Source organism: Blautia pseudococcoides (assembly GCF_001689125.2).
GTDB classification, from domain to species: domain Bacteria; phylum Bacillota; class Clostridia; order Lachnospirales; family Lachnospiraceae; genus Blautia; species Blautia pseudococcoides.
This window is the reverse complement of the sequence record NZ_CP015405.2, coordinates 4734606-4760565: the sequence shown is the minus strand read 5'-3', so window position 1 is coordinate 4760565 and position 25960 is coordinate 4734606. Positions and strand designations below refer to the sequence as shown.

Annotated in this window: 27 protein-coding genes and 1 riboswitch; of the genes, 7 read left to right on the top strand and 20 right to left on the bottom strand. The window is 44.1% G+C overall.

Annotated features, from left to right (window positions below):
- Positions 1 to 64 precede the first annotated feature (64 nt).
- The 3 genes from A4V09_RS22415 to A4V09_RS22405 are packed head-to-tail and all read right to left on the bottom strand — an operon-like array spanning position 65 to position 1742.
- Positions 65 to 454 (bottom strand): plasmid mobilization protein, encoded by a 390-nt coding sequence (locus A4V09_RS22415; protein WP_065544284.1) that lies wholly within the window; start codon positions 452 to 454, stop codon positions 65 to 67.
- Between the two features lie 2 nt (positions 455 to 456).
- On the bottom strand, positions 457 to 1512 hold the full coding sequence (locus tag A4V09_RS22410; RefSeq protein WP_065544283.1) for a site-specific integrase: 1056 nt from the start codon (positions 1510 to 1512) through the stop codon (positions 457 to 459).
- 35 nt (positions 1513 to 1547) lie between these two features.
- The gene (locus A4V09_RS22405) at positions 1548 to 1742 is read right to left on the bottom strand and encodes a helix-turn-helix domain-containing protein (protein ID WP_065544282.1); all 195 of its coding nucleotides are present in this window, start codon (positions 1740 to 1742) and stop codon (positions 1548 to 1550) included.
- A gap of 177 nt (positions 1743 to 1919) precedes the next feature.
- Here A4V09_RS22405 and A4V09_RS22400 point away from each other — a divergent pair, with 177 nt between their 5' ends.
- Both A4V09_RS22400 and A4V09_RS22395 read left to right on the top strand, forming a co-directional pair.
- Positions 1920 to 2405 (top strand): helix-turn-helix domain-containing protein, encoded by a 486-nt coding sequence (locus tag A4V09_RS22400; RefSeq protein ID WP_065544281.1) that lies wholly within the window; start codon positions 1920 to 1922, stop codon positions 2403 to 2405.
- A 221-nt stretch (positions 2406 to 2626) separates the two neighbouring features.
- Positions 2627 to 3349, top strand: a complete 723-nt coding sequence (locus A4V09_RS22395; protein ID WP_157766996.1) for a penicillin-binding transpeptidase domain-containing protein — start codon at positions 2627 to 2629, stop codon at positions 3347 to 3349.
- 72 nt (positions 3350 to 3421) lie between these two features.
- Here A4V09_RS22395 and A4V09_RS22390 read toward each other — a convergent pair whose 3' ends face one another.
- The gene (locus tag A4V09_RS22390; RefSeq protein ID WP_065544280.1) at positions 3422 to 4126 is read right to left on the bottom strand and encodes a hypothetical protein; all 705 of its coding nucleotides are present in this window, start codon (positions 4124 to 4126) and stop codon (positions 3422 to 3424) included.
- A 134-nt stretch (positions 4127 to 4260) separates the two neighbouring features.
- Between A4V09_RS22390 and A4V09_RS22385 the strand changes: the two genes are divergently transcribed.
- The 3 genes from A4V09_RS22385 (at position 4261) to A4V09_RS22375 (ending at position 5574) form a co-directional block, all read left to right on the top strand.
- Positions 4261 to 4422 (top strand): type II toxin-antitoxin system antitoxin, encoded by a 162-nt coding sequence (locus tag A4V09_RS22385; protein WP_004077980.1) that lies wholly within the window; start codon positions 4261 to 4263, stop codon positions 4420 to 4422.
- A 136-nt stretch (positions 4423 to 4558) separates the two neighbouring features.
- The gene (locus A4V09_RS22380) at positions 4559 to 4792 is read left to right on the top strand and encodes a helix-turn-helix domain-containing protein (protein WP_065544279.1); all 234 of its coding nucleotides are present in this window, start codon (positions 4559 to 4561) and stop codon (positions 4790 to 4792) included.
- An 89-nt stretch (positions 4793 to 4881) separates the two neighbouring features.
- Positions 4882 to 5574 (top strand): hypothetical protein, encoded by a 693-nt coding sequence (locus A4V09_RS22375; RefSeq protein WP_065544278.1) that lies wholly within the window; start codon positions 4882 to 4884, stop codon positions 5572 to 5574.
- A 129-nt stretch (positions 5575 to 5703) separates the two neighbouring features.
- Here the strand turns inward: A4V09_RS22375 and guaA (A4V09_RS22370) are convergent, their stop codons facing one another.
- From guaA (A4V09_RS22370) to spoIIID, 6 genes are all read right to left on the bottom strand, one after another.
- Positions 5704 to 7248: a glutamine-hydrolyzing GMP synthase gene (guaA, locus tag A4V09_RS22370; protein WP_065544277.1), complete on the bottom strand. Its 1545-nt coding sequence runs from the start codon at positions 7246 to 7248 to the stop codon at positions 5704 to 5706.
- Positions 7249 to 7412: 164 nt separating this feature from the next.
- Entirely contained in the window at positions 7413 to 8315 is a 903-nt protein-coding gene (locus A4V09_RS22365) for a cation diffusion facilitator family transporter (protein ID WP_065544276.1), read from the bottom strand.
- Positions 8316 to 8428: 113 nt separating this feature from the next.
- A riboswitch (NiCo riboswitch) is annotated at positions 8429 to 8523 on the bottom strand.
- Positions 8524 to 8597: 74 nt separating this feature from the next.
- On the bottom strand, positions 8598 to 9275 hold the full coding sequence (locus tag A4V09_RS22360; RefSeq protein ID WP_065544275.1) for a pentapeptide repeat-containing protein: 678 nt from the start codon (positions 9273 to 9275) through the stop codon (positions 8598 to 8600).
- A gap of 86 nt (positions 9276 to 9361) precedes the next feature.
- On the bottom strand, positions 9362 to 10663 hold the full coding sequence (guaA, locus tag A4V09_RS22355; protein WP_065544274.1) for a glutamine-hydrolyzing GMP synthase: 1302 nt from the start codon (positions 10661 to 10663) through the stop codon (positions 9362 to 9364).
- 76 nt (positions 10664 to 10739) lie between these two features.
- Positions 10740 to 12074, bottom strand: a complete 1335-nt coding sequence (locus A4V09_RS22350) for an MATE family efflux transporter (RefSeq protein ID WP_065544273.1) — start codon at positions 12072 to 12074, stop codon at positions 10740 to 10742.
- An 84-nt stretch (positions 12075 to 12158) separates the two neighbouring features.
- Complete coding sequence (gene spoIIID / locus A4V09_RS22345) at positions 12159 to 12416, bottom strand: sporulation transcriptional regulator SpoIIID (RefSeq protein WP_065544272.1); 258 nt, start codon at positions 12414 to 12416, stop codon at positions 12159 to 12161.
- 449 nt (positions 12417 to 12865) lie between these two features.
- Between spoIIID and A4V09_RS22340 the strand changes: the two genes are divergently transcribed.
- Positions 12866 to 14221: a putative ABC transporter permease gene (locus tag A4V09_RS22340; RefSeq protein WP_065544271.1), complete on the top strand. Its 1356-nt coding sequence runs from the start codon at positions 12866 to 12868 to the stop codon at positions 14219 to 14221.
- Positions 14222 to 14458: 237 nt separating this feature from the next.
- On the opposite strand, the gene A4V09_RS22335 is transcribed toward A4V09_RS22340, so the two are convergent.
- The 6 genes from A4V09_RS22335 to A4V09_RS22310 form a co-directional block, all read right to left on the bottom strand.
- Positions 14459 to 15646: a ComEC/Rec2 family competence protein gene (locus A4V09_RS22335; RefSeq protein ID WP_065544270.1), complete on the bottom strand. Its 1188-nt coding sequence runs from the start codon at positions 15644 to 15646 to the stop codon at positions 14459 to 14461.
- 192 nt (positions 15647 to 15838) lie between these two features.
- On the bottom strand, positions 15839 to 16345 hold the full coding sequence (locus A4V09_RS22330) for an O-acetyl-ADP-ribose deacetylase (RefSeq protein ID WP_065544269.1): 507 nt from the start codon (positions 16343 to 16345) through the stop codon (positions 15839 to 15841).
- Between the two features lie 212 nt (positions 16346 to 16557).
- Entirely contained in the window at positions 16558 to 17916 is a 1359-nt protein-coding gene (locus A4V09_RS22325; RefSeq protein WP_065544268.1) for an MATE family efflux transporter, read from the bottom strand.
- Between the two features lie 96 nt (positions 17917 to 18012).
- Complete coding sequence (locus tag A4V09_RS22320; protein ID WP_084043733.1) at positions 18013 to 19194, bottom strand: lactonase family protein; 1182 nt, start codon at positions 19192 to 19194, stop codon at positions 18013 to 18015.
- A complete protein-coding gene (locus tag A4V09_RS22315) occupies positions 19145 to 20128 on the bottom strand; it encodes a Gfo/Idh/MocA family protein (RefSeq protein WP_065544266.1) in 984 nt (327 codons plus the stop codon). The genes A4V09_RS22320 and A4V09_RS22315 overlap by 50 nt, the downstream gene beginning before the upstream one ends.
- 171 nt (positions 20129 to 20299) lie before the next feature.
- The gene (locus A4V09_RS22310; RefSeq protein WP_065544265.1) at positions 20300 to 22579 is read right to left on the bottom strand and encodes a glycoside hydrolase family 3 C-terminal domain-containing protein; all 2280 of its coding nucleotides are present in this window, start codon (positions 22577 to 22579) and stop codon (positions 20300 to 20302) included.
- Positions 22580 to 22770: 191 nt separating this feature from the next.
- On the opposite strand from A4V09_RS22310, the gene A4V09_RS22305 reads away from it, so the two are divergent.
- On the top strand, positions 22771 to 23973 hold the full coding sequence (locus A4V09_RS22305; protein WP_157766995.1) for a helix-turn-helix domain-containing protein: 1203 nt from the start codon (positions 22771 to 22773) through the stop codon (positions 23971 to 23973).
- Here the strand turns inward: A4V09_RS22305 and A4V09_RS22300 are convergent.
- The 4 genes from A4V09_RS22300 to A4V09_RS22285 form a co-directional block, all read right to left on the bottom strand.
- Positions 23970 to 24221, bottom strand: a complete 252-nt coding sequence (locus tag A4V09_RS22300; protein ID WP_157123547.1) for a hypothetical protein — start codon at positions 24219 to 24221, stop codon at positions 23970 to 23972. The genes A4V09_RS22305 and A4V09_RS22300 overlap by 4 nt on opposite strands.
- 71 nt (positions 24222 to 24292) lie before the next feature.
- Positions 24293 to 24691 carry a hypothetical protein gene (locus A4V09_RS22295; RefSeq protein WP_065544263.1) on the bottom strand — a complete coding sequence of 133 codons (399 nt, stop codon included), beginning with the start codon at positions 24689 to 24691 and terminating at the stop codon, positions 24293 to 24295.
- 33 nt (positions 24692 to 24724) lie between these two features.
- Positions 24725 to 24991, bottom strand: a complete 267-nt coding sequence (locus A4V09_RS22290) for an MFS transporter (RefSeq protein WP_065544262.1) — start codon at positions 24989 to 24991, stop codon at positions 24725 to 24727.
- Between the two features lie 277 nt (positions 24992 to 25268).
- Complete coding sequence (locus A4V09_RS22285; RefSeq protein ID WP_065544261.1) at positions 25269 to 25952, bottom strand: V-type ATP synthase subunit D; 684 nt, start codon at positions 25950 to 25952, stop codon at positions 25269 to 25271.
- Positions 25953 to 25960: the final 8 nt, after the last annotated feature.

Here is a 25960-nt window from a genome sequence, read left to right as displayed (position 1 = left end):
AAACCTCTGTTATACTTAGTTTGTAAGTAAACAGATAACAAAGGTTATCCAGTTACCAGAAGTCCTAACAGTTGCCGCTGTCGGGACTTTTTCCATTGTTTTCTTCTGTTTTCTGCCAAAGATATTTTGCTCCATCTAACATCCACAAAATAGCCTTGAGCATATCCAGACAATCATTTCTCATTTGCTCCAATCCTTCATCCGACAATGTAACTTCCTGCTGTTCAAATTGACTCACAATATCTGCAATATTAACTTGCATAAGTTGTAATTCCTCTACCAGCCGATAGATCACTTCCTTTTTCCCAACCACACATACTCTGTTATAAATACAGGAGCGAACAAAATAATCTTTCTTTTGCATACCACTGGCTATAATCTTTGCTTCAATTTCATCACGCTCTCTTGGAGATATACGAAAGCTGATTGTTGGATATTTGTGTACTCCACTCATAGTTACTCCTCTCCGTTGGCAATTTCTAACTTATCTGCCAACTCCAACTGTTTATTTGGGTATAAATGTGAATAAGTGCTTAATGTGGTTTCAATCTTCTCATGTCCTAATCTTTCTGCAATCGCCAACGGTTGAAATCCCATCTCCACCAGTAATGATGCGTGAGAATGCCTTAAATCGTGTAATCTGATACGTTTTACACCTGTCTCTTTTATCCCTCTGACAATCTCATGTTCCATAAAGGATTTTGTATATCGAAACATTCTTTCTTTCGCTGTAATCCCATAAAGTACACTGCAATACTCTTTTAATTCTTCTGCCAAAAACGGTGGAATTGTCACTTTACGATTACTTTTCGGTGTCTTGGGAGGGGTGATCATATCCTTGCCTTTAATGCGCTGATATGACTTATTAATCGTGATAGTCCGATTATTAAAATCAACATCCTCATAAGTTAGTGCCAAAAGCTCCCCGATTCTCATCCCCGTCCAGTACAAAAGTAAAAACGCCATTCTCGCCTCTGGCTTATCCTTCATGGATGGAAGGAACTCTTTAAATTCCTGCTTTGTCCAAAAAGCCATTTCTTCTGCTTTACTTTTTCCAATGCTACCCGCCTTTCTGCAGGGGTTATCCCTCAAGTCGTAATATCTGGTTGCATAATTGAAAAGTGCCGATAATTGATTATTTATGCTCTTTAGATAGGTGGCTGCATATCCCTTTTTAATCAATGCATTCTGCCAAGCCCTAACATCAGAAGCCTTAATCTCACACATCTTCTTATTTTTGAAATAGGGTGTGACTTTCAAATCAAACACATATCTTTTATTGATAATCGTGCTTTCTCGTAAACGATGCTCCATATCCTTAAAATAAATCTCCACAAAATTTTCAAAGTTAATATCTAAATCCTTTTGCTGTTGCTGCCGGAAATTTCTTTCCCATGCCTCTGCTTCGCTCTTTGTCTTAAAACCTCGTTTATTTTTCTTATGGCGTATTCCCTGCCAGTCCTCATAATAGAACTGGCAGCGCCACATTTTTCCATCCCTTGTTGCTGACATAAATACACGCTCCCTTCCTTGCATTCAGTAAATTTTCACATTACTACAGTCAACCCATAAAACTTTTCTTCAAAGTATTTTGTCGGAACCTTGCCACAGATCGTCCGAAAGCCTTTCGCTTTTAATTCCTCATTCAGTCCCCGAATAATCTTGTAAGCATATCCTGTAGAAATTCCAAGCATCTCCGCTGCTTCCTCTGCTGTTACATACATTTTCTTCACATTCTCCATATAGTGTCCTCCTGTTTATTATTTTTCAGTTCATATACGAACTGTTTTATAGTCCTATATTATCAGTTCATCTACGAACTGTCAATAGTTTTTGTTTCATTTCTGAACTGTATGTGTTATAATTAATTTCAGTGAAACACTTTGCACATATTTTTCAGTTGATAAGGGGGATTTTCAATGACAATAGGTCAAAAAATAAAGAAATATAGAGAAGCCAAAAACTTAACACAGAAGCAGGTAGCACTTCGTGCTGGAATGAGCGAACCTGCTATAAGAAATTATGAATTGGGAAACAGGACACCTTCTGCAAAACAAATAGAAAAAATTGCGCTATCTTTAGATGTAAGCCCTTTTGCTATTTCAAATCCTGATCTTGATTCCTATATCGGAGTTATGCACGCTCTTTTTTATTTAGAGGAAAATTATGGGGTTATACCCGGCCAAATTGATGGAGAGATATGTTTGAGATTTAAGGATAAGTTTTCTACTATCTCCACTAACGTAGAAAAATGGCTAAAAGAGTACGAAGCTGTACAGAATGCTTCAAAATATGATACGGAAAAAGCTGAAGCATATTATGAAGAATGGAAAAACAGTTATCCACGCTTATCCGCACAAGAGACTATGAAATCATTAAGGGAAAAAAGGGACTCAAAAAAATAAATATTACTTGAATCAGGAGATTTGGTATGCTAAAACATAGAAATTATTTAAAACGTACAAGTAATTTTGTGCTTATATCTATTATGTGTGCTGCATTAATGTCAGGTTGCACTGCTAAAGAAAAAGATGAAACATAGCCCAACAAAAATTCAATACAACAATCTGATTCCACACCGCAGGAAAATGACGATATCAAAAGTCCTACTTTTGAAACACTTGATTTGAGTAGTATTTTTAATGGAATCAATGGTTGTGCGATATTATTTGACCCACAGAACGATCAATACTCATTTTATAATCAGGAACTTTGTGAACAGGAGGTTTCACCCTACTCTACCTTTAAAATAATTTCCACATTAGCTGGTTTGCAGAACGAAGTTATTACTAATGAAGTTTCAACCATAAATTACAATGGCACTCAATATGCAATTCCAGAATGGAATGGAAATTTAACTTTGGAAACAGCCTTTCAAACTTCTTGTATATGGTATTTCCGGCAAATCATCGATGCCGTAGGTGCAGATGAAATTGCAAAAGAACTTAATGTCTTATCATATGGAAACTGTGATATATCTGAGTGGAATGGCAACGGAGAAAATCCGGTGGAAGAATTGAATGGATTCTGGCTAAATTCTTCTTTGAAAATCTCACCTCTTGAGCAAGTACAAGTTTTATCAAAAATCTTTGAAAAAGAAAGCAACTATAGTGAGAAAAACATTGCTATTCTAAAAAACATAATGTTAGTTAATGAAACTGATTCTCAGAAAATTTATGGCAAAACCGGTTCTGGCTCCAACGGAGACGCTTGGTTTGTTGGATTTTCTGAAAAGCAAGGTAAAAAACAGTATTTCGCTATTTATTTGAATGATAACGCCAAAAAGGAAACTATAAATGGTAATACCGCAAAAGAACTTACTTTAAAGATCACAACCACTGAATCATAGATTTTAAAACCTTTCCGGGAACTGCCTTCAACAGGCATTCCCGGTTTTTTTGACTAACCTGATATTCGCTACTTACTCCCGTGTTGGAAGATAATAAGCATTAACTTCTACCCTCTCTTCGTCGTATTCCATATCAACCCAGTAATCCCTTATAGAGCATCCTATATGCCAATCCTGTACGGCATAAATCTCCAACGTCTTGAAGTCAACTAGACACAGTGGAATTGCTTGTTTCTTCTCGTATTTCCATTTAGATGTTTCCAGTGAATCCGTAATTTTATCTAAACACGCCTGACATAAACGTTTCTGTAGCATTTTTATATCTGGCTTGTAATTCTCCGGCAGACTTACATCTATAGATGCCATTCCCCTATTAGGAGAACTGGATGTCATAATAGACACCTCGCCCGTATTTGTCATTTGGGTGGATGTATGGGCGCTATCACTTTTTAAAGGATTTCCCTGTTCATCGTACTCTTGCAATCCAAAATCTACCACATACCAATCATTCAATGATATTAAGCCAATCGTATCAAATTTTCGGTAATATCCCATTAGACTCCGGTCACTGTTTCCGCATAAATAGCACTCTCTATTATTCTTTAGCTCAGATTTTATCCCTTCATAGGTCACATCCTCCCTCCCCTGCTTATGCTGCCACATCTTATACAAATCTTGTTTATAATATGTGATTACAATAATAGCCAGCATAGTTCCAATAGCAATCCACAAATGCCTTTTTCTGATTTTATAATATTGCTTTTCTTTTCCGCTCATACTTTTTCCCCTTTTTGGCAAAATATAGTGTACTTAAAATAAGTCCATTCATAACATTCTTTTACCCACCGTACTTAAAATGTACTTATTAAACGTACTTGTTTTGAACTTATTTTAAGTGGAAAGGAACTGTTATGGAAAAAGATAAACATCTGGGATTACGCATTGATTCCGAAACTCATAAGAAACTTAAAAGTCTTGCTGAATTTGACGGGCGTTCCATCAATGGAGAAGTTTTATATCTAATTCGACAGGCAATCGCACAACATGAACATAAACATGGTACCCTGAAATAAGATATTGTCCATATTTTTTTCTGTTGCTATCGTCTTACCCTTCAAATGGACTCATTCTAGTCCCATTCTATCATTTTTTCTTTATAAGATAAAGAGAAAACGGACTGATTTTGGTCCACGTGCAAAGGGAAATATGATGGAGCAGAAAATAAAGCAAGAAGGAATTGATATTGGGGGAAATATTCGTAGAATACGGTTAGAAAAGGGAATCGGTCAGACTGAATTAATTGGGATGCTAGATCTAAAAGATATTGGAATGACCAGAGAAGCATTAGTGAAAATTGAGCGTGGCATTCAGCATATTACTGGCGCGCAGCTTCGTGGCATTCGTGATTGTCTGAAAACCACCTATGACGAACTTTTAAAATAAATGATTTTTTCAAGTATGCAGATAGAACCAAACAGCAAAAAACAGCCCTACAATAATATGAACTTAATTATAGAAAGGAAATTTAATATATGAGATTTTGTGACTTATTCATTTCTTATAAAATAGGATTAAAGGGGATTAAAAACACAATTCCCTTTACCAAATTACCTTTTTATCGTAAGATTGCTGTTGCCTTAGTATTTACATTTAGTTTAATATCTGCTTTTCTAATAATAATAAAATATTATAAAATTGCTTTTACATTAATGGCAGCTACAATACTACTTCTAATTATATTTTTAATAATTGATTCAACCAAGCGTAACCTTGAGAAAATGTTAAAACAACATTACTCTCCTTATTCTCAAAAACGAATGAGAATGGTAATCCAAGTTCTTGAGAAATACAAAATTGATGTAAAAAACATGGACTTAATTGATATGCTAATATGTGAAGCTAAGGCCGCTCAAATCCAATGTGACTATTTGACACCTTTGAAAAAATCAATTAAAACATTGGGGGCTATAATTATCCCGATAGTTGTATATGCTGTACAAAAAATAGGTGAGGATACACCCCAAGGCGATATTCTCGCCTTGGCAGTTCAGTTAATTATAATAATATTACTTATTTTTTCTATCGTTTTTGCATCTGCAACAATTGTCAAAGACGTTCTCTACTTTGAATATAACCAATATAATAACTTCATTTCCGACCTGCACCAGATAAAAATATTTTATTCAATGAATGATAAAATGTTATATCTACCGAACGATATTTAAAGTTATTATAATGCATACAATAAGCTATTTTCAGATACACAAGCAGATCAAATAGAGCCAAAGTAGAGCCAAACGACATAAAGCAACCCCGGAAATGCCATTCTATCAGCATCTCCGGGGTTCTGTCCGTTATTCGAATTCAATCGTAGCCGGCGGTTTCCCCGTACAATCATACATAACCCGATTAATATGCTTCACCTCATTCACAATCCTGCTAGTCGCCTTCCCAATCACATCCCAAGGCACCTCCGCGCTCTCAGCCGTCATAAAGTCCGTAGTAGTAACCGCCCGCAGCGCCACTGCATAGTCATAAGTTCTCTCATCCCCCATAACCCCCACAGACCTCATATTCGTCAATGCTGCAAAATACTGTCCAATCTCCTTATCCAGCCCTGCACTGGCAATCTCCTCGCGCCAGATAGCATCAGCCTCCTGCACCATCTCCACCTTTTCCGCATTGACTTCCCCGATAATCCTGATTCCAAGTCCAGGCCCCGGGAATGGCTGACGGAACACCAGATAATCCGGAATCCCCAGCTCAAGACCTGCCTTACGCACCTCATCTTTAAACAGATCACGAAGCGGCTCAATAATCTCCTTAAAATCAACGTAATCCGGCAGACCTCCCACATTATGATGAGATTTGATCACAGTAGACTCTCCGCCCACACCGCTCTCCACAACGTCAGGATAAATAGTTCCCTGCACCAAAAAGTCAACGGTTCCGATTTTCTTAGCCTCTTCCTCAAACACCCGGATAAACTCTTCGCCGATAATCTTCCGTTTCTCTTCCGGCTCTTCCACGCCCTTTAACTTCTCATAAAACCGTTCCTGTGCATTTACTCTGATAAAGTTCAGATTATATGGACCCGCCGGCCCGAATACAGCCTCAACCTCATCCCCTTCATTCTTCCTTAAAAGTCCATGATCCACAAACACACAGGTAAGTTGGTTCCCCACCGCCTTTGACAGCATAACAGCCGCCACAGAGGAATCCACACCGCCGGAAAGCGCACACAGCACTTTACCGTCCCCGACTTTCTCCTGGATCGCCTTAATACTCTCCTCCACAAAGGAGTCCATCTTCCAGTCCCCGGAGCATTCACACACATTATATACGAAATTGGAAAGCATCTTCTTGCCTTCCTGCGTATGCAGCACTTCCGGGTGGAACTGAACAGCATACAGATTCTTATCCGGATTCTGCACCGCTGCAACCGGACAATCGGAGGTATGGGCAATGATCTCAAATCCCGGTGCTTCTTTTCCGATATAGTCATTATGACTCATCCAGCAAATTGTCTTCTCGGACACATTCTCAAACATTTTGGAAGACTGTTCCACCGTAACTTCAATCTTTCCATATTCCCTGACAGGCGCTGTGCCTACCTGACCACCCAACAGGTGCATCATAAGCTGCGCACCATAGCAGATTCCCAGAACCGGAATTCCCAGCTCAAAGATTTCTTTTGTATATGTGGGAGAATCCTCCAGATACACACTGTTCGGACCACCTGTAAAAATAATTCCCTTAGGCTGGATTTCTTTTATTTTTTCAATATCTGTTTTGTAAGAATATATCTCACAATATACATTACATTCCCGAACACGTCTTGCTATTAACTGGTTATACTGGCCGCCAAAATCAAGTACAATTACGGTTTCTCTCTTCAAAAAAGTGCCCTCCTGTTCTTTCGCATTCCTCAAAATCAAATTTTATTATAAAATATCCCGCATCAATTTACAAGAAAATTTCCCTTCCATATTTTAAAAATAGAATATCTGACAAAAATCGTCCCTGCAAAGCCCCATTCTTAGTAAACCTTACTTAGAGTATATTAAACGGGATTCACATGAACCATGCAGTGTTTTACCAGCGGAAACTCCTTTTCAATGGCATCATGCACCTTCTGTGCAATCTCATGCCCTTCCTCCAGGGAAAGGGTTCTGTCCGCGGAGATTTCAATGTCCACATACATTTTTGCGCCAAACAGCCTGGTGTGCAGCATATCAATATTTAACACACCTGCCTGCTCTGAAATAATACCGCGCATCTGCTCCAGCGTCTCGTCATCACAGGATTTATCCACCATCTTGTCTATAGCATCCTTAAATATATCATAAGCCGCTTTACCGATAAATAGACAGATGATCACACTGGCTATAGGATCTAAAATAGGATAGCCCAATCTGGCCCCCAAAATACCGGCAAATGCACCGACCGATGAGAGGGCATCCGAACGGTGATGCCATGCTTCAGCCAGGAGCGCTCCCGAATTGATCTTCTTAGCTGCCGACCTGGTATACCAATACATCCATTCTTTAAACACAATAGAAACAACAGCAGCCACAAGTGCAATCACTCCCGGAACCGCCGCACTGCTGCTGTTTCCTTTTATGATCTTCTCCAAACCGCTGATTCCGATACCAAGCCCTGTTGCCAGCAAAATCACAGCCAGCACAATAGCTGCCACACACTCCAGCCTGTCATGCCCATACTGATGGTTCGCATCTGACTTTCTTTTCGAGATGCTGATCCCCAGCACGGCAATGATAGTACCAAACACATCAGAAGCAGAATGTACGGCATCAGAAACCATAGCCCCAGAATGGCCTATAATACCCGCTAGCAGCTTAAAAAGTGACAACACCACATTGCCGGCCACACTGACCCCGGATACATGAAGTGCTATCTTCTTTGCCTTCTCATCCGTTATAAATTCTTTCCTTACCTGTTCCATTATAATCCTCCCCGGTATTGGTTCTTACTACTGCATAACTTCCTCTTCCGCTTCTTAATACCCGGGCTGTTTCCAACCATTTTAAAAAGCACCTGCGGAACAATAAAGTAATCTACTGTCCCGCAGATGCCCTATGTTCATCTGCTGTCACTAAAAGTGACCCGGCTATACGGATGCCCAGCATCCGTGCCTGCTCAGTTTGTACTGTATTTTAAATGCAGTGCAAAGAAGTTTATATTATTTTATGCCAGAGCAGGCCTATTAGTCAATGCTAATTTTTATTTAATTTTCAGTCTCTAATTCCTTGATCACAATACCCATGCGCTTGGCACAGACAATGGCCTGTGTCATATTGAGCACTACACCCCGCAGTTCTTCCTTGCCGTCAGATATGATGATCCTGTCCATATCACAGTCAGACATATCCACACCTTTGAGTGCAGTCTTGAAAAAACTGGCGCCGGCAAGCTTTACCTGATGTAAGTCAAGATTATCCAGCCCGCATTTACTCAGGCTTGACTCTTCCAGATTGGTATCTTTGATCTTGACATAACTCATTCTGGACGCATCCAGATTCATATCAGAAAGATTGCATTCCAGAAAAGATACATGACGCATAAGGCTGCCATAAAAATCAGCTCCGACAGCCTTGCAGGACTGAAAGGAACATCTTTTAAAATAGACATCCGTGAGGCTGGTGTTGGAAAAGTCGCAGTTCTTAAAACGCACATCAGTAAAGCTGGCTTCATCGAAGAAACAGCTTATAAACTTACAGTTTTCAAAAGCCATTTTTTTGAAGCGAAGCAGTTTTCCATCAAACTTAGTGATAAACACTCCCTTAAAACAGCAGCCTGTAATTTCTTCCTCAGATATTTTTGCATCTTCCAGAACTGAAACTACATCTTCTATGACTGGAAGTTTCACAGGCGCTTTTGGTTCCTGAAACATCTTACTGTTCATATTTTACCTACATTTCTCTTTCGTTTTAAATTTTAATGTAATACATTAACCACAAATATCTGCACTTTTTGCCTCAACATTTCGGGTTATTCCCATTCAATCGTAGCGTTTGGCTTTGGACTCATATCATAGCAGACACGGTTCACGTTTTTGACTTCTTTCATAATACGGTCAGTAATTTTAAGAAGCACCTTCCAGTCAACCTGCTCAATCGTTGCGGTCATGGCATCTACTGTATTGACTGCACGGATGATCACTGGATATTCAAAGCTTCTGGCATTGTCACGCACACCGACTGATTTGAAATCCGGAACAACAGTGAAATACTGCCATACTGTTTTATCCAGACCTGCATTCTTGAATTCCTCACGCAAAATCGCATCTGATTCGCGCACTGCCTCAAGACGCTCCCTGGTAATAGCACCCAGGCACCGCACGCCAAGCCCCGGTCCCGGGAAAGGCTGTCTGTATACCATTTCTTCCGGAAGTCCAAGCTCGATACCACAGGCACGTACCTCATCTTTAAATAACTGTTTCAGAGGTTCCACCAGTTTAAACTGTAAATCCTCGGGCAGGCCGCCTACATTATGATGGGATTTCACCATTTTGGCTGTTTTTGTCCCACTCTCCACAATGTCAGGATAAATGGTTCCCTGTCCCAGGAACTCAATCCCTTCCAGTTTTCTTGCTTCCTCCTCGAAGACACGGATAAATTCCGCACCGATTATTTTTCGTTTCTGCTCCGGGTCATCCACATTTTCCAGCTTTGTCAGGAAACGCTCTGAAGCATCCACATAAACCAGATTTGCATCCATCTGGTCTTTAAACACTTCCACTACACTTTCGGATTCACCTTTGCGCATGAGTCCATGATTTACATGCACACATGTAAGCTGTTTACCGATGGCTTTGACCAAAAGTGCTGCGACAACTGAGCTGTCAACTCCGCCGGATAAAGCCAGAAGAACCTTTTTATCTCCAACCTGCTCCCTGACGATCTCAATCTGGTCTGCAACAAAGTTTTTCATATTCCAGTTTGCTTCCGCATTACATGTTTCAAATACAAACTTTTTGAGGACCTCTGCTCTCTGCTCTCCGCACAGGCCCTGGTATTTCTCACTGCAGGATGCCGGCTCATGGTCAATTGCCATTACCGGGCTGCCTTCCTGGTAAATTTCCTGTCTTATATCAATACGGACACCGTCAACTATATGGTTCGGTCCGCCGTTAATGATGATCCCTTTTACATTCGGGAGCTTTTCCAGCTCATCTTTGGTAATATCGTGGGGATAAATCTCACTGTACACACCCATATCCCGGATTTCTCTTGCAAGTACAGTGTTCTCTGTGCTCCCCAGGTCAAGAATAACAATCATATCCTGTTTCATCAATACTTTCTCCTTTTGTATTTTCATATATTACACTGCCCATGAGAAATATATCCCCAGCAGATGTATACTCAGATCAGACAAGTGACTGGTGCTGCCATTTCCCTCTTATGTAGCGGACCGTAAAACAAACAGCGCGGAACAGCCAGTCAATGGTCATGGCTACCCACACGCCAAATACACCCCAATGCAGTTTTACCCCCAGCAGTACCGAGAATCCAATGCGGAAAATCCACATGGAAATAATGGCAAGGAGCATGGTAAAACGTACATCAGCTGCTGCACGCAGGGTATTTGGAAGTGAAAATGACAATGGCCATATGGTCACCACACATATGGAATGGTATATCAAAATTTTGTAAGCGTAGTTACTGGCCTCTGCTGATAACCCATAGGCTCTGATGATGAAAGGCATTACAAGCATTAGCAATATGTTTATTCCTATCAGGGAAACATAGGCAACCTTCATCAGTTTCTTCGTATAATAATGTACCTGTTCAAAATCATTTGCCCCAACACACTGGGCCCCCACCGTAAGCAGTGCAAATCCAATGGACATTCCCGGCAGAACCGCAAACGTTGCCACATTGTTTGACACAGCATTCGCTGCAATGGATGCAGTTCCAAACCCGGTAACAATACTGAGCACCAGGATTTTTCCAAGCTGGAACATACTGTTTTCCAGGCCGTTTGGTATGCCGATATACAGTATTTTCTTCAGAAGCATCCAGTCTGTTCTAAACGAAAACGGATGGTGGATATGCAGAATTCTGCTCTGATCATTTAAAAGACACAACATTACTACGCAGGCCACACCTCTGGATACAAGCGTAGGAATCGCCACACCCTCCACGCCTCTGTGAAAGCCGTAAATGAGCAGTGCATTTCCTCCCAGATTGATGGCATTCATAAGCAGGGACGTCTTCATGGCAATTGCTGAGTTTCCCATTGCGCGGAAAATAGAAGCGCCCGCATTGTATAAGGCGATCATGGGCACAGACGCAAATACGATGAGCAGATAAACATTACAGTTGTACATAACGTCTGCTTCAATCTTCCCAAACACTCCGTTGATAATAAGATTCTTCCCAAGATATCCAAGCACCATTATGATGCAGGATGCTTTCAGGGTAAAGGACAGCAGTTGGTTGGTTGCCAGGCAGGCATTCTCAGCTTTCTTTTTGCCGATGAACTGTCCTGCGATAACGGCTCCTCCTGTAGCCAGTGCTGTAAAAATGTTGATGATCAATACCATAACCGTATCGATCAATGATACACCTGAGACGGCAGCCTCGCCCACGCTGGCCACCATAATAGAATCGGCAAGTCCTACAAACGCCTGCAGAAACTGGTCGATAATCAGCGGTATGATCAGCTTCCGCAAATCCGCATTTGAAAAGAATCGATTCATTTGTCTTCCCCTCACAATAAACTTTTGTATTTTGATAGGAACAATTATACGCCCATATTTTTTTCAAAACAAGAGTCTCTTTTGTTATTTTTGCACCTTGTGCAGATATTTTTCCCTGGTAGCCATCCCACCCCGGATATGACGTTCCTGCTTGTTCACGTCAAGAACCTTTCGGGCACATTTAGCCAGCGAAGGATTAAGCTGCAGCAGACGCTCTGTAACGTCCTTGTGGACTGTGCTTTTGCTCACCTTAAACTCCCTGGCAGTCTGGCGGACGGTTGCGTTGTTTTCAATGATGTAGTTGGCTATGGATATAGCACGTTCTTCTATATAACTTTTCAAGGAAAAATCTCCCGGAAACGTTGTTTTTACAATGTATGCCGGGAAATTTGGTTGTATGTCAATGCAAATTATTACTTCATGTAGTGTAGGATATTTGATTGTATATGGCCATGGGATGGCAAACGGCGGTTGCAATTAATCCGGATATCAGTTTTAATTCAATTAATCCACGCTACCACGAAGGCAGCGACAGCAAAATGCATAAACACCCTAGCTATTTTTTGTATATAATACCACATTACCCCCACATTTACAATTAATTTCCACAGATTCATCCCATTTCCTACAAATCCCCTTCCACCTTTAACCGCATATCAAGAGCGAATCCCCCTGCAAACTCATGTGCACTGTCAATGGGCACCAGAAAATCTCCACCTCATACACTTGACATCTCCCACCCTCACGTATATGGTATATAAAAAGCACCATCACCCCAAAGGAGGCATAACTTGAACTACACACTATATCAACTTCTATGGTTTTTCTTACTCTATTCTTTCATCGGCTGGGCGGTCGGCACATCGGTTGCGGCGGTGAGGGAGCATCTATTTATTGATGTTGGTTTTTTATTTGGCCCTTATTGTCCGGCTTATGGTTTCAGCGCAGTGGCTTTTACTGTATTTCTGCCTGAACTTAAAAATCAACTGTTCTTTCTTTTTCTTGGCGGTGTCATCCTTTCATCTGTTATCACATTTTCAACAGGCTTTGTTCTGGAAAAAATATTTCATCGGAAATGGTGGGACTACTCACGGAAAAGATTCCAGTTTGGTGGTTATGTCAACCTCCCCTACACCATTGTATGGGGACTCTCAGCCGTAATTTGTATTTCTTTTGTCAACCCGTCCCTGGAGGAACTGCTTGCTATTATTCCCTCCAATCTGGGAACCATTATATTAATTGTCCTTTACGTTCTCCTCTGTCTGGACCTGGCTGGAACGGTTATGGCCATCAAAGCCGTGCATTCCAGACTGCGAAAACTCTCCATTATTGAAGATGTATCCGAAAACCTGCAAAAAGCTGCAGATATGATGGGTGAAGGCCTGACCGGATGGGTGCAGAAGCATATAGCTAAGGCTTATCCCAGCCTGGAGGCGAGAGAATTACTGGCTGCCAGACAGGAAAAGGAAGAACAGCTTGAGGCCGCCAGGGAGCGTGCCGGTATATTTGCTGTCGGCTGTTCGTTCTATAAGCTGGTCTGCCTGTTTTTCCTTGGAGCCTTCCTGGGAGATATTACCGAGACTATTTTCTGCCTTGCAACTACCGGAAAGTTTATGAGCCGCAGCAGTGTTGTCTACGGACCATTCAGCATTGTATGGGGTCTGGGCTGTGTTCTGCTGACTGCTGTTTTATATCAATACCGCAGCCGCAGTGACAGCTACATTTTTATTTTCGGCACAATATTAGGCGGCGCTTATGAATACATATGCAGTGTGTTTACAGAGCTGGTCTTTGGCACCGTGTTCTGGGATTACAGAGATATCCCGTTTAATCTGGGGGGCCGGATCAACTTGTTGTACTGCTTTTTCTGGGGCATTGCCGCAGTCATCTGGCTGAAATACCTTTACCCACGGCTGTCTGCGCTGATCGAAAAACTCCCGAAGAAAGCCGGAATTCCTATAACATGGGTTATGATCTTGTTCATGATATTCAACATGATCATGTCAGGCCTTGCACTTAACCGATACACGGAGCGCCACTCCAATATATCTGCTGATGAAAATACGGTCACCCGTTTTCTGGATAAACATTTTACCGATAAACGTATGGAACAAATCTATCCAAACGCTATAGTAGTTGACGACTAAACGCAGTATAAATGCCTAAATAAAAAAGACAAAATCCCGGATCACTTCCGCATTTTGTCTTTTTTATTCCTGAAAGGACATATTTTTATTTTTTCTTACCGCAGCCATGCTTATATTTTTTCCCGGAACCACATCCCGGCCGCCGCCTTTACCTTCTTTACAGACTCAGGGCATGACATTTTAGAAATCCAATCATATGAACTGGTTCGTTTGTACCTTTATGATTTTTTATAAGGCTTATGGCTTACAATTCCCGCATGCCTCATATCCGTTATCCATAAGCTCATCCTTGCTGCCTTTATAATAAGCCTTATTTTCTTCCTTCATCCCCTTCAAAGAAGAGCAGGAAGGCAAGTGGATTTTTTTCGTATGTGTGTTCAATACATAGTCACAGTGCTCCGCATCGCTGTTATTTTCCTCCACATAAGGTTCCTCCTTATCACCGGACGCTGTTCTTGTGCCGGGCGTGTAATCATTACATGGCTCCTGTTCCCAGGATATCGTTTTTCCATCGCTGTGGAGAAGGACAGTCCCCTGTTTGTCCGTACGGAATACAGGAATCCCGGCGCCCTCCAACAGCTTTATGGTATCCTGTCTGGGATGCCCGTAACGATTGCCGTCTCCGCAGCTTATCACCGCGCAGGATGGAGAAATACGCTCCAGAAATCCGCTGCTCAGATAAGAACCGTGATGATTCAACAAAAATACATCTGCCCCAATATCCACACCGGACCCCATCACTTCTTTTTCACCGGTTTTCCCCATGTCTCCTCCAAAAAAGAAACGGTTATCCCCATTTTCCACTATAACTCCCACGGAATCCTCATTCTCATCCTCATGTCCATAGGAAACCGGGGAGATGATCCGTACGGAAGCACTTCCGAGGGTAAATACATCCCCCTGTGACGGGTGTATCTCCTGATATCCCTGTTTATCCATAGCTTCCAGATAAGACTTATAAATGGAAGAGTCTGTCTCATAATCAGCCGTTATGACTTTCCCCGCAGGAAACTGGTAAAGTGCACCGATAGCCCCTGCCAAATGATCCTCATCAAAATGGGAGATCAGTATATAGTCCAGCGCCTCCACATTCTGCCGTTTCAGATAGCTTACAACAAAGGAGGACGCTTTCCGGTTCCCACCGTCTATGAGCATATAGTGTCCGTCAGACTCCAAAAGCACTGCGTTCCCCTGCCCTACATCCAGATAATGCACCGTCAGCTGTCCACTGCCTGCCGCCTGGCTGCTTTCTGACGTTGGCCCACTCCCTGCTGCCTGGCTGCTTTCTGGCGTTTGCCCACTGCCCACTGCCTGACTGCTTTCTGATGTCCGCCTGCTGTCTGCTGCCTGCCCCACTGCACTGCATCCGGTTATAAGAAGCGCCAGAACCAACAGTCCGGCTAAAAGATTTTTCCATTTTTTCATTTCTTCAAGATTCCTTTCCTGTCTAATCCATGATGCCTGTTTATCTGTCTATTTTTTCCACAATGCATCTTCTTTTATAACTATCCAGTCAGGTCTGCGCATTTACTGCACAGACCGTGCACAAAAGTAGCGGCCGCAGGTATTTGCCCCATGGCATGGGGATTTCAGCGCGCTCAATAGTTATCTGCCTTTTTAATAGTTATCCGCCTTTTTATAAGCCTTTTCCACTCTCTCACTAAAACATACCATAATGATCTCTTCTATATCAGGATACTTTTCCAGTCCTTCCCGAATGGTTTTTACCGCAATACGGGCAGCCTGATCCAGAGGATAACCGTAAATCCCCGTACTGACAGACGGAAATGCCACGGTCTTACACCCATGTTCATGCGCTAACCGGATGCAGTTTTCATAACAATTTTTCAGCAATTCCGCCTCCCCGAAAGCCCCGCCCCTCCAGATAGGCCCCGGTGTATGAATCACATATCCAGCAGGCAGCCCATACCCTTTTGTTATCTTTGCCTGACCTGTCTCACATCCCCCAAGCCCTCTGCATTCCTCCAAAAGTTCCGGTCCCGCAGCTCTGTGGATAGCCCCGTCAACACCACCGCCCCCTAAAAGGGAACCGTTTGCCGCATTAGCAATGGCATCCACACTATACGTTGTAATATCACCTGTTTCAATTTTAAACCTTCCCATACTGACCGCTCCTTTCCGACATTCCCAATTGGCAAGCCATAATTACTCTGTACCTTCGCTGTTACAAACAAAAACCATCTAAAACCGTCTTTGCCATAACATGTTACCCGTCCGCCGAACATTCCAAACTGCAAACTCTGCCTGTCTGCCGAACATTCTAATAGGAAAAGTAAATGTGCAGTCCTCCCAAATATCTGCTTTTAACCAATCTGTTACGGCACTGAATACTTACGCTTTTTCATGATCTGCCGCAGCTTACACCAGCATACCAAATGTGCTGCCGCAGTGATCACCCAGGTTATGGGATACGACAGATACAAAACAAACAGGCTGTGCTGCCAGGCAAATACGGTAAAGATCCATACGATCCTAAGTCCACAGGCTCCGGTCAGGGATACCAGCATAGGCATAACGGAATATCCCATGCCGCGCAGACTCCCCACCAGCACTTCCATGATTCCGCAGAGAAAATACGGAAGACATATGATTTTAAGCCGCTGTATCCCATATGCGGTCACCTCCGCATCCGAGGAATAGATTCCCAGCAGATGGGGTGAAAACAATACCATAAGACATCCGAAAATACCACCGATGACCGTCACCAGCACCAGACACCTCCACAGGATCTGATCTATCCGCTTCTGATTCCCCGCCCCCATATTCTGGCTGGTAAAACTTAAAGTCGCCTGGTAGATAGCATTCATGGAAGTATAAACAAACCCTTCCAGATTGGATGCCGCCGTATTTCCGGCCATGGCAATGGCACCGAATGAATTAACGGATGACTGGATCAGTACATTTGATATGGAAAATATGGCGCTCTGCATCCCGGCCGGAAGCCCAATGCGCACAATGTGCTTCAGCTTGTCCCTGTGCATTTTCAGCTTCTTCAGTTCCAGCCTGCACATGCCCTCCGTGTGCATAAGACAACGCAGTACGAGAAGTGCTGACACTGCCTGGGAAATGATCGTAGCCAGCGCCACACCCGCCACTCCCAGTCCGCACGCGATCACAAAAAACAGGTTCAGCACCACATTGATAACCCCGGCCAGCAGCAGATAATACAGCGGCCTCTGGGTATCTCCCGTAGCTCTCAGCACCGCCGCACCAAAATTATAGAGCATCATAGCCGGCATGCCCACAAAGAAAATCCTCATATAAAGCACTGCCTGTTCCAACACTTCCGGGGGTGTTGCCATCCATTCCAGCATGGGTCTTGCAAATGCCACTCCCAGAAAAATAAGGATACAGCCGCATACAATACTAAATAAAATGGACGTGTGCACAGTCTCACTGACATTCTTAGCATCCTTTGCCCCATAGAAACGCCCCACTAAAACATTTGTCCCAATAGAGCATCCAATAAATACATTGACAAAAAGCTGTATCAGGGAACTGGTAGATCCCACTGCTGCAAGCGCATGGTTTCCTGAAAACCTTCCCACCACCACAATATCCGCAGCATTAAATAAAAGCTGCAGAATACCTGATAAGATAAGCGGTAAGGAAAACAGCAGAAGCTTCCCCCAAAGCGGCCCGCTGCACATATCTATCTCATATGACTTCTTCATCTTACTCTTCTTTCCAAGGCGGAAATCTGCCGCCTAACTTCCTATTTTAACCTGAAAGCCGCCTAAAAACCCGGCAGCTCACTGCTCTTGATCCATTTATAATAACCAGACACAGACAGGGCTTCCCACCTGCAGTTCATCCTCCGCTTCCGCCATATGGCAGTCCGTGTGCTTCACAGATAGAAGCTGATCAGAATCCTGGTTTGCGATCACCAGAAATGTATTCCCTGACTCTGCATTTTCAGCCGCAGCAAAGCACCGGGGCGTCTTCCCACCGGAAGGTATACTGCCGTTTGGCGCAATCCTTCCTGCTCCGTCCACATCATATACCGTAATACAGTCAGCGCCTCTATTGGAAACATAAAGCCTTGTCCCCGAGGAATGAATCCGTATTTCGGCAGCCGTATTAAAATTCCCTCCGTCTTCCGTCACAAGACTGGAAACATCCTGTACCTGCTGCGGTGTGCCATTTCCATACTCATATACAAGAACCCTGTTCCCCATCTCCTGCACCACATAGAATATAGGCAGAACCGGATGATAAACCAACATCCTCGGACCATATCCGGGCTTTGTCATCCAGCTTTCTTCCTCTGTGAAAAGCCACTGGCCATCCTGCTCTCTGACCACACAACGGCTGATCTTATCCAGTCCCAGATCACAAACCAGCACCCCTTCGGCAAACCGGCATGGATGAATAGAATGCACATGCGGCCCTTCCTGCCGTTCCTCATCAATGGAATGCCCGTGATGCCGGATCACCATGGCCGGCTCCTTTAAACACCCATCCTGACCGATTCTGTACGCACAGGCTGAACCGCTTCCATAATTACTGATGTACAATATCCCCTCTGTCTCATCCAGATACAGATGACACGGATTTGTTCCCATGGAAGCTTTCCTGTCCAGCAGCTTCACTGAACCATCCTCCCCCACCTCATAGACACTCACAGCGCCGCTTTTATGCCCTTCATATTCCTCCAGTTCACTCACCGCATAGATTCTTTTTCCGGCCTTATCTGCACAGACATAAGAGGGGTTTTTTATCCCCTCTATGATTTGTTTCAGCCTTATTTTACCGGATACCATATCTATATCTGCCCAATATATTCCCTGCCCGTTACCAATAAAACGGCTTCCGTCACCAAATATGACGGTCTCCGTATACGTGCCGATCAAAAATTCCTGTCTCTCCTTTGACATCTTGCTTCTTCTCCCTCTTCTCTTGTCACTCAGCGTCCTGCGGATAACGGATTCCGCAGATCCTTCTGATCTCATCCAGTTCTTTCATGATCTGAAGACTCTCTTCCCAGGGCATAACCGGACTCTCTGTCCTGCCCTCCTTAAGCATCTTCTGTACTTCCAAGGCCTCATAATGATATCCGTTTCCCGCCACTTCCACAACTCTTTTTTCCTTCAGTGTATCTGTACGGAAATCTTCATTTGGCTCAAACAAATATACAGTATTCGGACGCCAGAAATACGGTATTTCTAGCTCTGCCTTATCCGTGATGATCACTGCCCTGTTGTCCACTTTTCTATTGATGGAAAATACCATATCCGCCAGGCATCCACATGGATAAGTCATCTGAATGCATGTATTTAAATCCACTGTCTCCTCATTTTTTTCAGACCATGCATGTATTACATCCGGCGCCTCTCCCAGAAGATACTGTGCAACACTCACACCGTAGACCCCCACATCAAGAAGTGCTCCACCCCCAAGCCCTGCCTCAAACAAACGCCTTGTCTCCGGTTTGGCAGGCCCGCCAAATGTAAAATGCATATTATGTACTTTTCCGTACACACCAGCCTGTATTTCCTTTCTAAGCCCCCGCATGGCAGGAATAAACCTGGTCCACATAGCCTCCATAAAAAAGGTTTGGTTCTCCCTGGCCAAATGAAGGATCTCTTCCAGCTCCCTGGCGTTCATAGTCACCGGCTTCTCGCACAATACAGGTTTCCCTGCCTCCAGGCAGGCCTTTACACAGGAAAGATGCTGAGGGTGGATCGTCCCTACATACACTGCATCCACATCTTTATCATTTACCAGCTCTTCATAAGAACAACAGTATTTCTTTGCCTTTATCCCGTAATCATTCCTTCCGGACCTGGAAGCCAGCACTTCCACCTGCATATCCGCCGCTTCCTCCAGCCCCCTGGCAAACTGGGATGATATAAAACCGCCGCCCATAATTCCCCATCGAAACATATCAATACCTCCTTATCCGTTCAGTCTCCGGTTGTTTTTCCTCATTATACCACAAACGGACAGCCGGGAATATACTTTCCCGCCTGTCCGTTAAAAATGTACTTTTGCAGTTATTTCATGAATATAACCTGAGACCTGGTATCCAGAAACCCGGACCTATGCTATATTCTTTTATTTCCCGTCCACTGCTGCCTGGAGCTTTTCTATAAGTTCCTGTATTTCCCGTGTGCTGACTCCCGCAAAACTTCTGAATGTCCTAAGCGGTGAGTTCTCCATCATTTTAAGAGACATTTCCGGAGAAATAGCTTCACTGGCCGCACTTTCCCCATCATCTCCCGCCCCAATATTTTCCATCATGGTTTTCAACAGCCCGCTCATGATCTCTTTCGCTTCAGGCTCTGCCAACAGTTCTGCGACTGTGGTATTCATATGGATTTTTACAGGAATTTCTGTTGTGGAGACAAGCTGTACCGCATCTCTTAAATGGATGTCCCTGGATGAACTTCCCACAAGGATCTCATATGTCCCTGTAGCTGCATACCAGTCTGAAATTTCTGTATTATACCACGCAAAACTTCTCTTATCCAGCTCCATTGTAACTGTCTTTTCCTGGCCCGGTTCCAGCTCCACTTTGGCAAAATTCTTCAGTTCTTTCACCGGTCTGCTTACAACCCCTGTCTTATCCGCCACATAGAGCTGCACAATTTCCCTGCCTGCCATGTCCCCCGTATTTTTAACTTTAAGGGAAACGGTCAGCCTGTCCGTATCCTTCATTTCTTTTGCGGAGAGCTTCAGATCACTGTAGGCAAAGGTAGTATAACTCAGGCCATAACCAAAAGGATAGCGAACAGGCAGTTCCTTTGTATCATAATAGCGGTACCCAACAAATACGCCTTCCCTGTACTCCACGGTCTTCCCATCTCCGGGGAAATTCAGGTAGGAAGGATTATCAGACAGTTTATACGGAATGGTCTCTGCCAGCTTACCGCACGGATTTGCCCTGCCGAAGAGAAGATCCACCTGGGCCTCTCCCACGGCCTGTCCGCACAGGTAAGATTCCAGGATGCCCCTCACATCATCCGCCCAAGGCATTTCCACAGGAGAACCATTGTGGAGGACCACCACGGTATTGGGCTGTACCTTTACAATCTCAGCGATCAGTCTGTTCTGGCATTCCGGCATTCTCATATGCTCCCTGTCATACCCCTCCGATTCAAATGCATCGGGAAGCCCTGCAAATATCACAGCTACATCCGCATTCTCTGCTGCCGCAGCAGCCTCTGCAAGCATGGCTTCATCTGCCTTGTCCTCTTTCACATCATATCCCTGGGCATAGGACACATCCGCATATTTCTTCACAGCCTCCAGCGCGCCGGTCACCTTAAACGAGTTAATATGTGAACTTCCGCCCCCCTGGAACCTGGGCTTCTCTGCAAATTTACCGATAAATGCAATCTTCTGACCATTCTCTTTAAGCGGCAGGATTCCGTCATTTTTCAGCAGCACCATGGATTCCCTGGCAATCTTTCCAGCCAGTTTATGATCTTCCTCCATGTTTAAGTTTCCGGGCTGGCGGTTATCCGTGAATTTAAAGATAATATTCAGAATTCTTTCAACTGCAGTATCCAGAACCTCTTCCTTAAGCTCACCGGATCTCACAGCTTCCACAATCTCCGCGTCCGTATGCCCGCCGCTTGCCGGCATCTCCAGGTCAAGCCCCGCTTCCAGTCCTTTTACCCTGTCATTGACTGCGCCCCAGTCAGACATAACATATCCTTCAAATCCCCACTCGTCTCTCAGGATCTCCGTGAGCAGCCTGTGATCCTCAGACGCAAAGGTCCCGTTGATCTTATTATAAGAACACATTACCGTATCCGGTCTGCTCTCCTTGACTGCTGTTTCAAATGCAGCCAGATAAATCTCCCGGAACGTCCTCTCGTCAATTTCAGAGGAACAGGACATTCTCCTGTGTTCCTGATTATTTGCGGCAAAATGTTTGATAGAAGTTCCCACGTTTTTAGACTGCACACCCTTTATATGTGCCGCAGCCATCTGAGAAGCCAGGTACGGGTCTTCGGAAAAATACTCAAAATTTCGTCCGCACAGAGGTGACCGCTTAATATTCACTGCCGGCCCTAAGATCACCGACAGATTTTCCGCCTGGCATTCCTCCCCAAGTGTCTCCCCCAAAGTTTCCAGCAGCTCTCTGTCAAAAGAGCAGGCGGTAGCACAGGCAGTAGGAAAACATACCGCTTTGATACTCTCATTTGCACCCAGATGGTCTGCTTCCTTATCCTGTTTTCTAAGCCCGTGAGGTCCGTCGCTGACCATTACCTCAGGGATCCCCAGCCGTTCCACACTTTTCAAATGCCAGAAATCCTTACCGGAACACATACCTGCCTTCTCTTCCAGAGTCATTTGTTTTACAATTGCTTTTACATCCCGCTTCATATTTATCCGCTCCTTTGCAAAAATGCACCATGCCTTCTTACTGTTGTGCCGCATGATGAGGTATATCATTAAAATACCACGCAAATGCCCGAATGAATATCATAATCCTGCTGTTTCTATCATATTATTGTCAGAAATTCCTATTTCTGTTATACTTAAATAAGCTTATATCATCTCTGGGAGGAAACCATATGGATATGCAAACCATCCGCCATAACTGCCGCCTGCTTTATTACCTGACACAGATTCCTGTCTTCTGCCTGTCACAGGACGGCAGCATATGCTTCACCTATCCCCGGCTTGTAGGTATGGACTTATTCCCCCTTCCCCGTATGCCCAAGAAACTGCCCCGCAAAGGTACTGCCCCGCTGCCTGTTCTCTTCATGGAATACAGCGCGTATTACAGTGCAGGGCTATCCTTTCCCGCGGCTGACGGATGTTTTTCTCTTCACTTTGGTCCCTGTCTCTTTTCCCGGCTTTCCGACAGGGAATTTAAACAGGCTTTCCCGGAGCTGTCCGTATTGTCTCCGGGCAGCCGTTACACGCTTATGTCAGCGCTGCCTGTTATGGAACAGGAATATTTTTATAATTATCTTTCCCTGGCCTGCTGCTTATTCTTCCGGGAACAGATCAATACGGAGGATATTATGGAGGCAAATGACCTGATCACCCCCGCACCCATACCTGCTGCTGTGCAAAAGACACTTTTTCATCGAAGAGAATCCTCCGCATTTCACACACCTTATTCATACGAAAAAAATCTCCTGGACGCAGTGCGCGCAGGAGACCTTATACGTGCCAAAGAATGTATGAATGAATTAAGCCTTACAGGTAAACCGGGAATTCTCTCTGCAAATCCCCTGCGGCACGCGCAGAACCTTTTCATTGCCCACATTACCCAAATCACCAGGGCTGCTATTGAAGGAGGCGCAGAAGAAGATATGGCTTACGCAATGAGCGACAGCTTTATCCAGGCTTCTGAAAAATGCACCTCCATCACACGCCTTCTTACTCTGCGTGACCAGGCCACCTGTGAATTCACGGCTGCAGCAGCGAAGGCAAAAGGTATCACCACCCATTCTCCGGCCATACGCAGAGCCGTGAATTTCATAAATAACCATCAACAGGAAAAAATATGCCTCTCCGACATTGCCCATGCCGCGGGCTTGAGCAAAGACCGTTTCTCCCATCTGTTCCGTCAGGAAATGGCTATAAGTCCTATGGAATACCTGAACCGGAAGCGTGTGGAGACATCCAAGTCTCTGCTGACTGTTTTTCAGTATTCTATATCTGAAGTCAGCATGATACTGGCCTTTTCCAGTCAGAGTCATTATATTTCCGTGTTTAAAAAATACACAGGCATGACTCGCAGGCAGTATCGGGATTCTTTCTAAGACGGTTTAATCCTGCAGTTCAGTTCACACTCCCTGCAATACTTGATAATGGACACTGCAGTCCCGTAATCCGGAACCTCTGTAGGTGTTTTTATCTCGTTCTCCTCATCCTCAGCCATTTGCCTGTCGCAGGTAAGCAAACTGTAACTGCCGTCACGCCCCGGCAGTTTGGTAAGCCCCCCATACTGACCGGCATCATAAGTGATCCTGCCAAAAGCATTCTGGGGACATTTTTTTCTGCAGGGCATATCACAGCCCGCACAGGGATCCCAGTCACTGGGGCCGGCGGAGGGCAAGTCCACACTTAGAAACATAGCTCTCAGGCGCACTCTCGGCCCATACTCTTTTGTGATAAGAAGATTATTCTTTCCAATAGTACCAAGCCCTGCAACAACTGAGGCGTCTTTGAGCCAGATATAAGTTCCAAATTTCCCGGCGGGTTTTTGCCATCCAGCCAGCAGTCAAGATATGGTTTTTCTTCCGGATGCTCATAGGCGATCACCAAAACGGAACGCATCTCTTCCTTCCAGGCCACCACGCCTTCCGGAAGCCCGGTGGTATTCTCCACTGCCCCCACACGATCAATATGAGGCCTCTGTGGCATCATTACAAATGCCGGCGCTGATTTTAAATCCTGAATATTGGCGATCCCTGCTGCAGCTGCCCCTAAAGCGATCGCTATGTTCACTATTAACTCTGTCATTGTGCGGCTGTTCATATTTCTTCTCCTTTCTATTGGAATATATCTGCCTCAGGCTTTTTTATTATTTTCCTTCTTGATGTTCCTATATAAAGTTAATGCCAGAATTGCGCCAATCAGCGCTGCCCCGAATTCATACGCAAACATATATCTATAGCCCTGGATTCCCGGAAATGCGTCCAAAAGGTTCCCCGTAATGGAATATATAAAAATCTGAGGAAGACACCCTATTACTGACGCAAACCCAACTGCCATCCCGGTATATTTAAGTGGAATCTTTAACTCATCAATAACGGCAAAATACAAGGCTCTTACCATAAATAACCCCAGACTGATGACAAGAATGGTAACTGCTGCCAGTCCCAGCAGTTCCGGTAAACTGCCAGTCCATAGGACTTGATCAGACTTATCATAGCTCCCAGGGATTCACTCACCCCAAAAAAATTAGTTAGGTAAGGGGTAATATCCTCTTCTCCTATAAATATCTCCTCTCCAGGCCCTGGAATATTTTTCAAAAATAAAAAAAAATCCTATCTTCCAGCGGACTGACAACCTGTCAGTGCTTCTGGAAAATAGGATCCTTCCATTAGACATATCAGCCCGCGCTATACACGCGTTCTCTGTCCTTTTCCTTATAATGATGCGCTTCTTCAAGCATCATATCTTTTACTTTCATCAGACGGATCTGTGTACTTCTCTCGCTCTCGTCCAACTTCATGGTAATATACTTAATATTTTCCTGAGTCTCCGGAATAATAACATGTTCCAGAGCGTTTACTCTGCGTCGGGTCTTCTCAATCTCGGAAGCCATAAGCTGGCAGGATTTCTCAATCTCCGCAAGCTTCAGCATATCCGGCAGGATATCTGCCAGAGATTTCACCGCGCCGTCCAGGTCACCTGATGTAAAGGCAAAACCGTAGGAATAGATGTCATTTGCATCTGCGGTCCTGGTCTGGGACTGGAAAACAGGAATGTCAACACTCATGACATTCTTCTTGCCCGCATCCAGATACACCTCTTGTTTTGGTGCCATCAGCGCTGTGTTCAGGGTCTGTTCGGACATGCCGGCTTTTGCGATCACGAAGTTCTTGTTAGCCTCTTTAATACCCTCTTCCACTTTCAGGCGCAGAGCCATATTTTCTCTTGCCAGATCCAGGAACTGACGCATAAGCTCGTCACGTTTGTCCTTCAAAAGCTTGTGACCCTTGACGGCGGTAACCAGCTTCTTCTTCTGCTTGGTAAGCTCCATTCTGGTAGGATTCACCTGGGTAGATGCCAAGACAATCA

Bases quoted from the DNA above. Each gene is read 5' to 3' on its own strand.
- A4V09_RS22415 (WP_065544284.1), bottom strand. From the start codon at position 454: ATGAGTGGAGTACACAAATATCCAACAATCAGCTTTCGTATATCTCCA.
- A4V09_RS22410 (WP_065544283.1), bottom strand. From the start codon at position 1,512: ATGTCAGCAACAAGGGATGGAAAAATGTGGCGCTGCCAGTTCTATTAT.
- A4V09_RS22405 (WP_065544282.1), bottom strand. From the start codon at position 1,742: ATGGAGAATGTGAAGAAAATGTATGTAACAGCAGAGGAAGCAGCGGAG.
- A4V09_RS22400 (WP_065544281.1), top strand. From the start codon at position 1,920: ATGACAATAGGTCAAAAAATAAAGAAATATAGAGAAGCCAAAAACTTA.
- A4V09_RS22390 (WP_065544280.1), bottom strand. From the start codon at position 4,126: ATGAGCGGAAAAGAAAAGCAATATTATAAAATCAGAAAAAGGCATTTG.
- A4V09_RS22385 (WP_004077980.1), top strand. From the start codon at position 4,261: ATGGAAAAAGATAAACATCTGGGATTACGCATTGATTCCGAAACTCAT.
- A4V09_RS22380 (WP_065544279.1), top strand. From the start codon at position 4,559: ATGGAGCAGAAAATAAAGCAAGAAGGAATTGATATTGGGGGAAATATT.
- A4V09_RS22375 (WP_065544278.1), top strand. From the start codon at position 4,882: ATGAGATTTTGTGACTTATTCATTTCTTATAAAATAGGATTAAAGGGG.
- A4V09_RS22365 (WP_065544276.1), bottom strand. From the start codon at position 8,315: ATGGAACAGGTAAGGAAAGAATTTATAACGGATGAGAAGGCAAAGAAG.
- A4V09_RS22360 (WP_065544275.1), bottom strand. From the start codon at position 9,275: ATGAACAGTAAGATGTTTCAGGAACCAAAAGCGCCTGTGAAACTTCCA.
- guaA (WP_065544274.1), bottom strand. From the start codon at position 10,663: ATGAAACAGGATATGATTGTTATTCTTGACCTGGGGAGCACAGAGAAC.
- A4V09_RS22350 (WP_065544273.1), bottom strand. From the start codon at position 12,074: ATGAATCGATTCTTTTCAAATGCGGATTTGCGGAAGCTGATCATACCG.
- A4V09_RS22335 (WP_065544270.1), bottom strand. From the start codon at position 15,646: ATGAAAAAATGGAAAAATCTTTTAGCCGGACTGTTGGTTCTGGCGCTT.
- A4V09_RS22330 (WP_065544269.1), bottom strand. From the start codon at position 16,345: ATGGGAAGGTTTAAAATTGAAACAGGTGATATTACAACGTATAGTGTG.
- A4V09_RS22325 (WP_065544268.1), bottom strand. From the start codon at position 17,916: ATGAAGAAGTCATATGAGATAGATATGTGCAGCGGGCCGCTTTGGGGG.
- A4V09_RS22320 (WP_084043733.1), bottom strand. From the start codon at position 19,194: ATGAGATCAGAAGGATCTGCGGAATCCGTTATCCGCAGGACGCTGAGT.
- A4V09_RS22315 (WP_065544266.1), bottom strand. From the start codon at position 20,128: ATGTTTCGATGGGGAATTATGGGCGGCGGTTTTATATCATCCCAGTTT.
- A4V09_RS22310 (WP_065544265.1), bottom strand. From the start codon at position 22,579: ATGAAGCGGGATGTAAAAGCAATTGTAAAACAAATGACTCTGGAAGAG.
- A4V09_RS22305 (WP_157766995.1), top strand. From the start codon at position 22,771: ATGGATATGCAAACCATCCGCCATAACTGCCGCCTGCTTTATTACCTG.
- A4V09_RS22300 (WP_157123547.1), bottom strand. From the start codon at position 24,221: ATGCCCTGCAGAAAAAAATGTCCCCAGAATGCTTTTGGCAGGATCACT.
- A4V09_RS22295 (WP_065544263.1), bottom strand. From the start codon at position 24,691: ATGAACAGCCGCACAATGACAGAGTTAATAGTGAACATAGCGATCGCT.
- A4V09_RS22290 (WP_065544262.1), bottom strand. From the start codon at position 24,991: ATGGTAAGAGCCTTGTATTTTGCCGTTATTGATGAGTTAAAGATTCCA.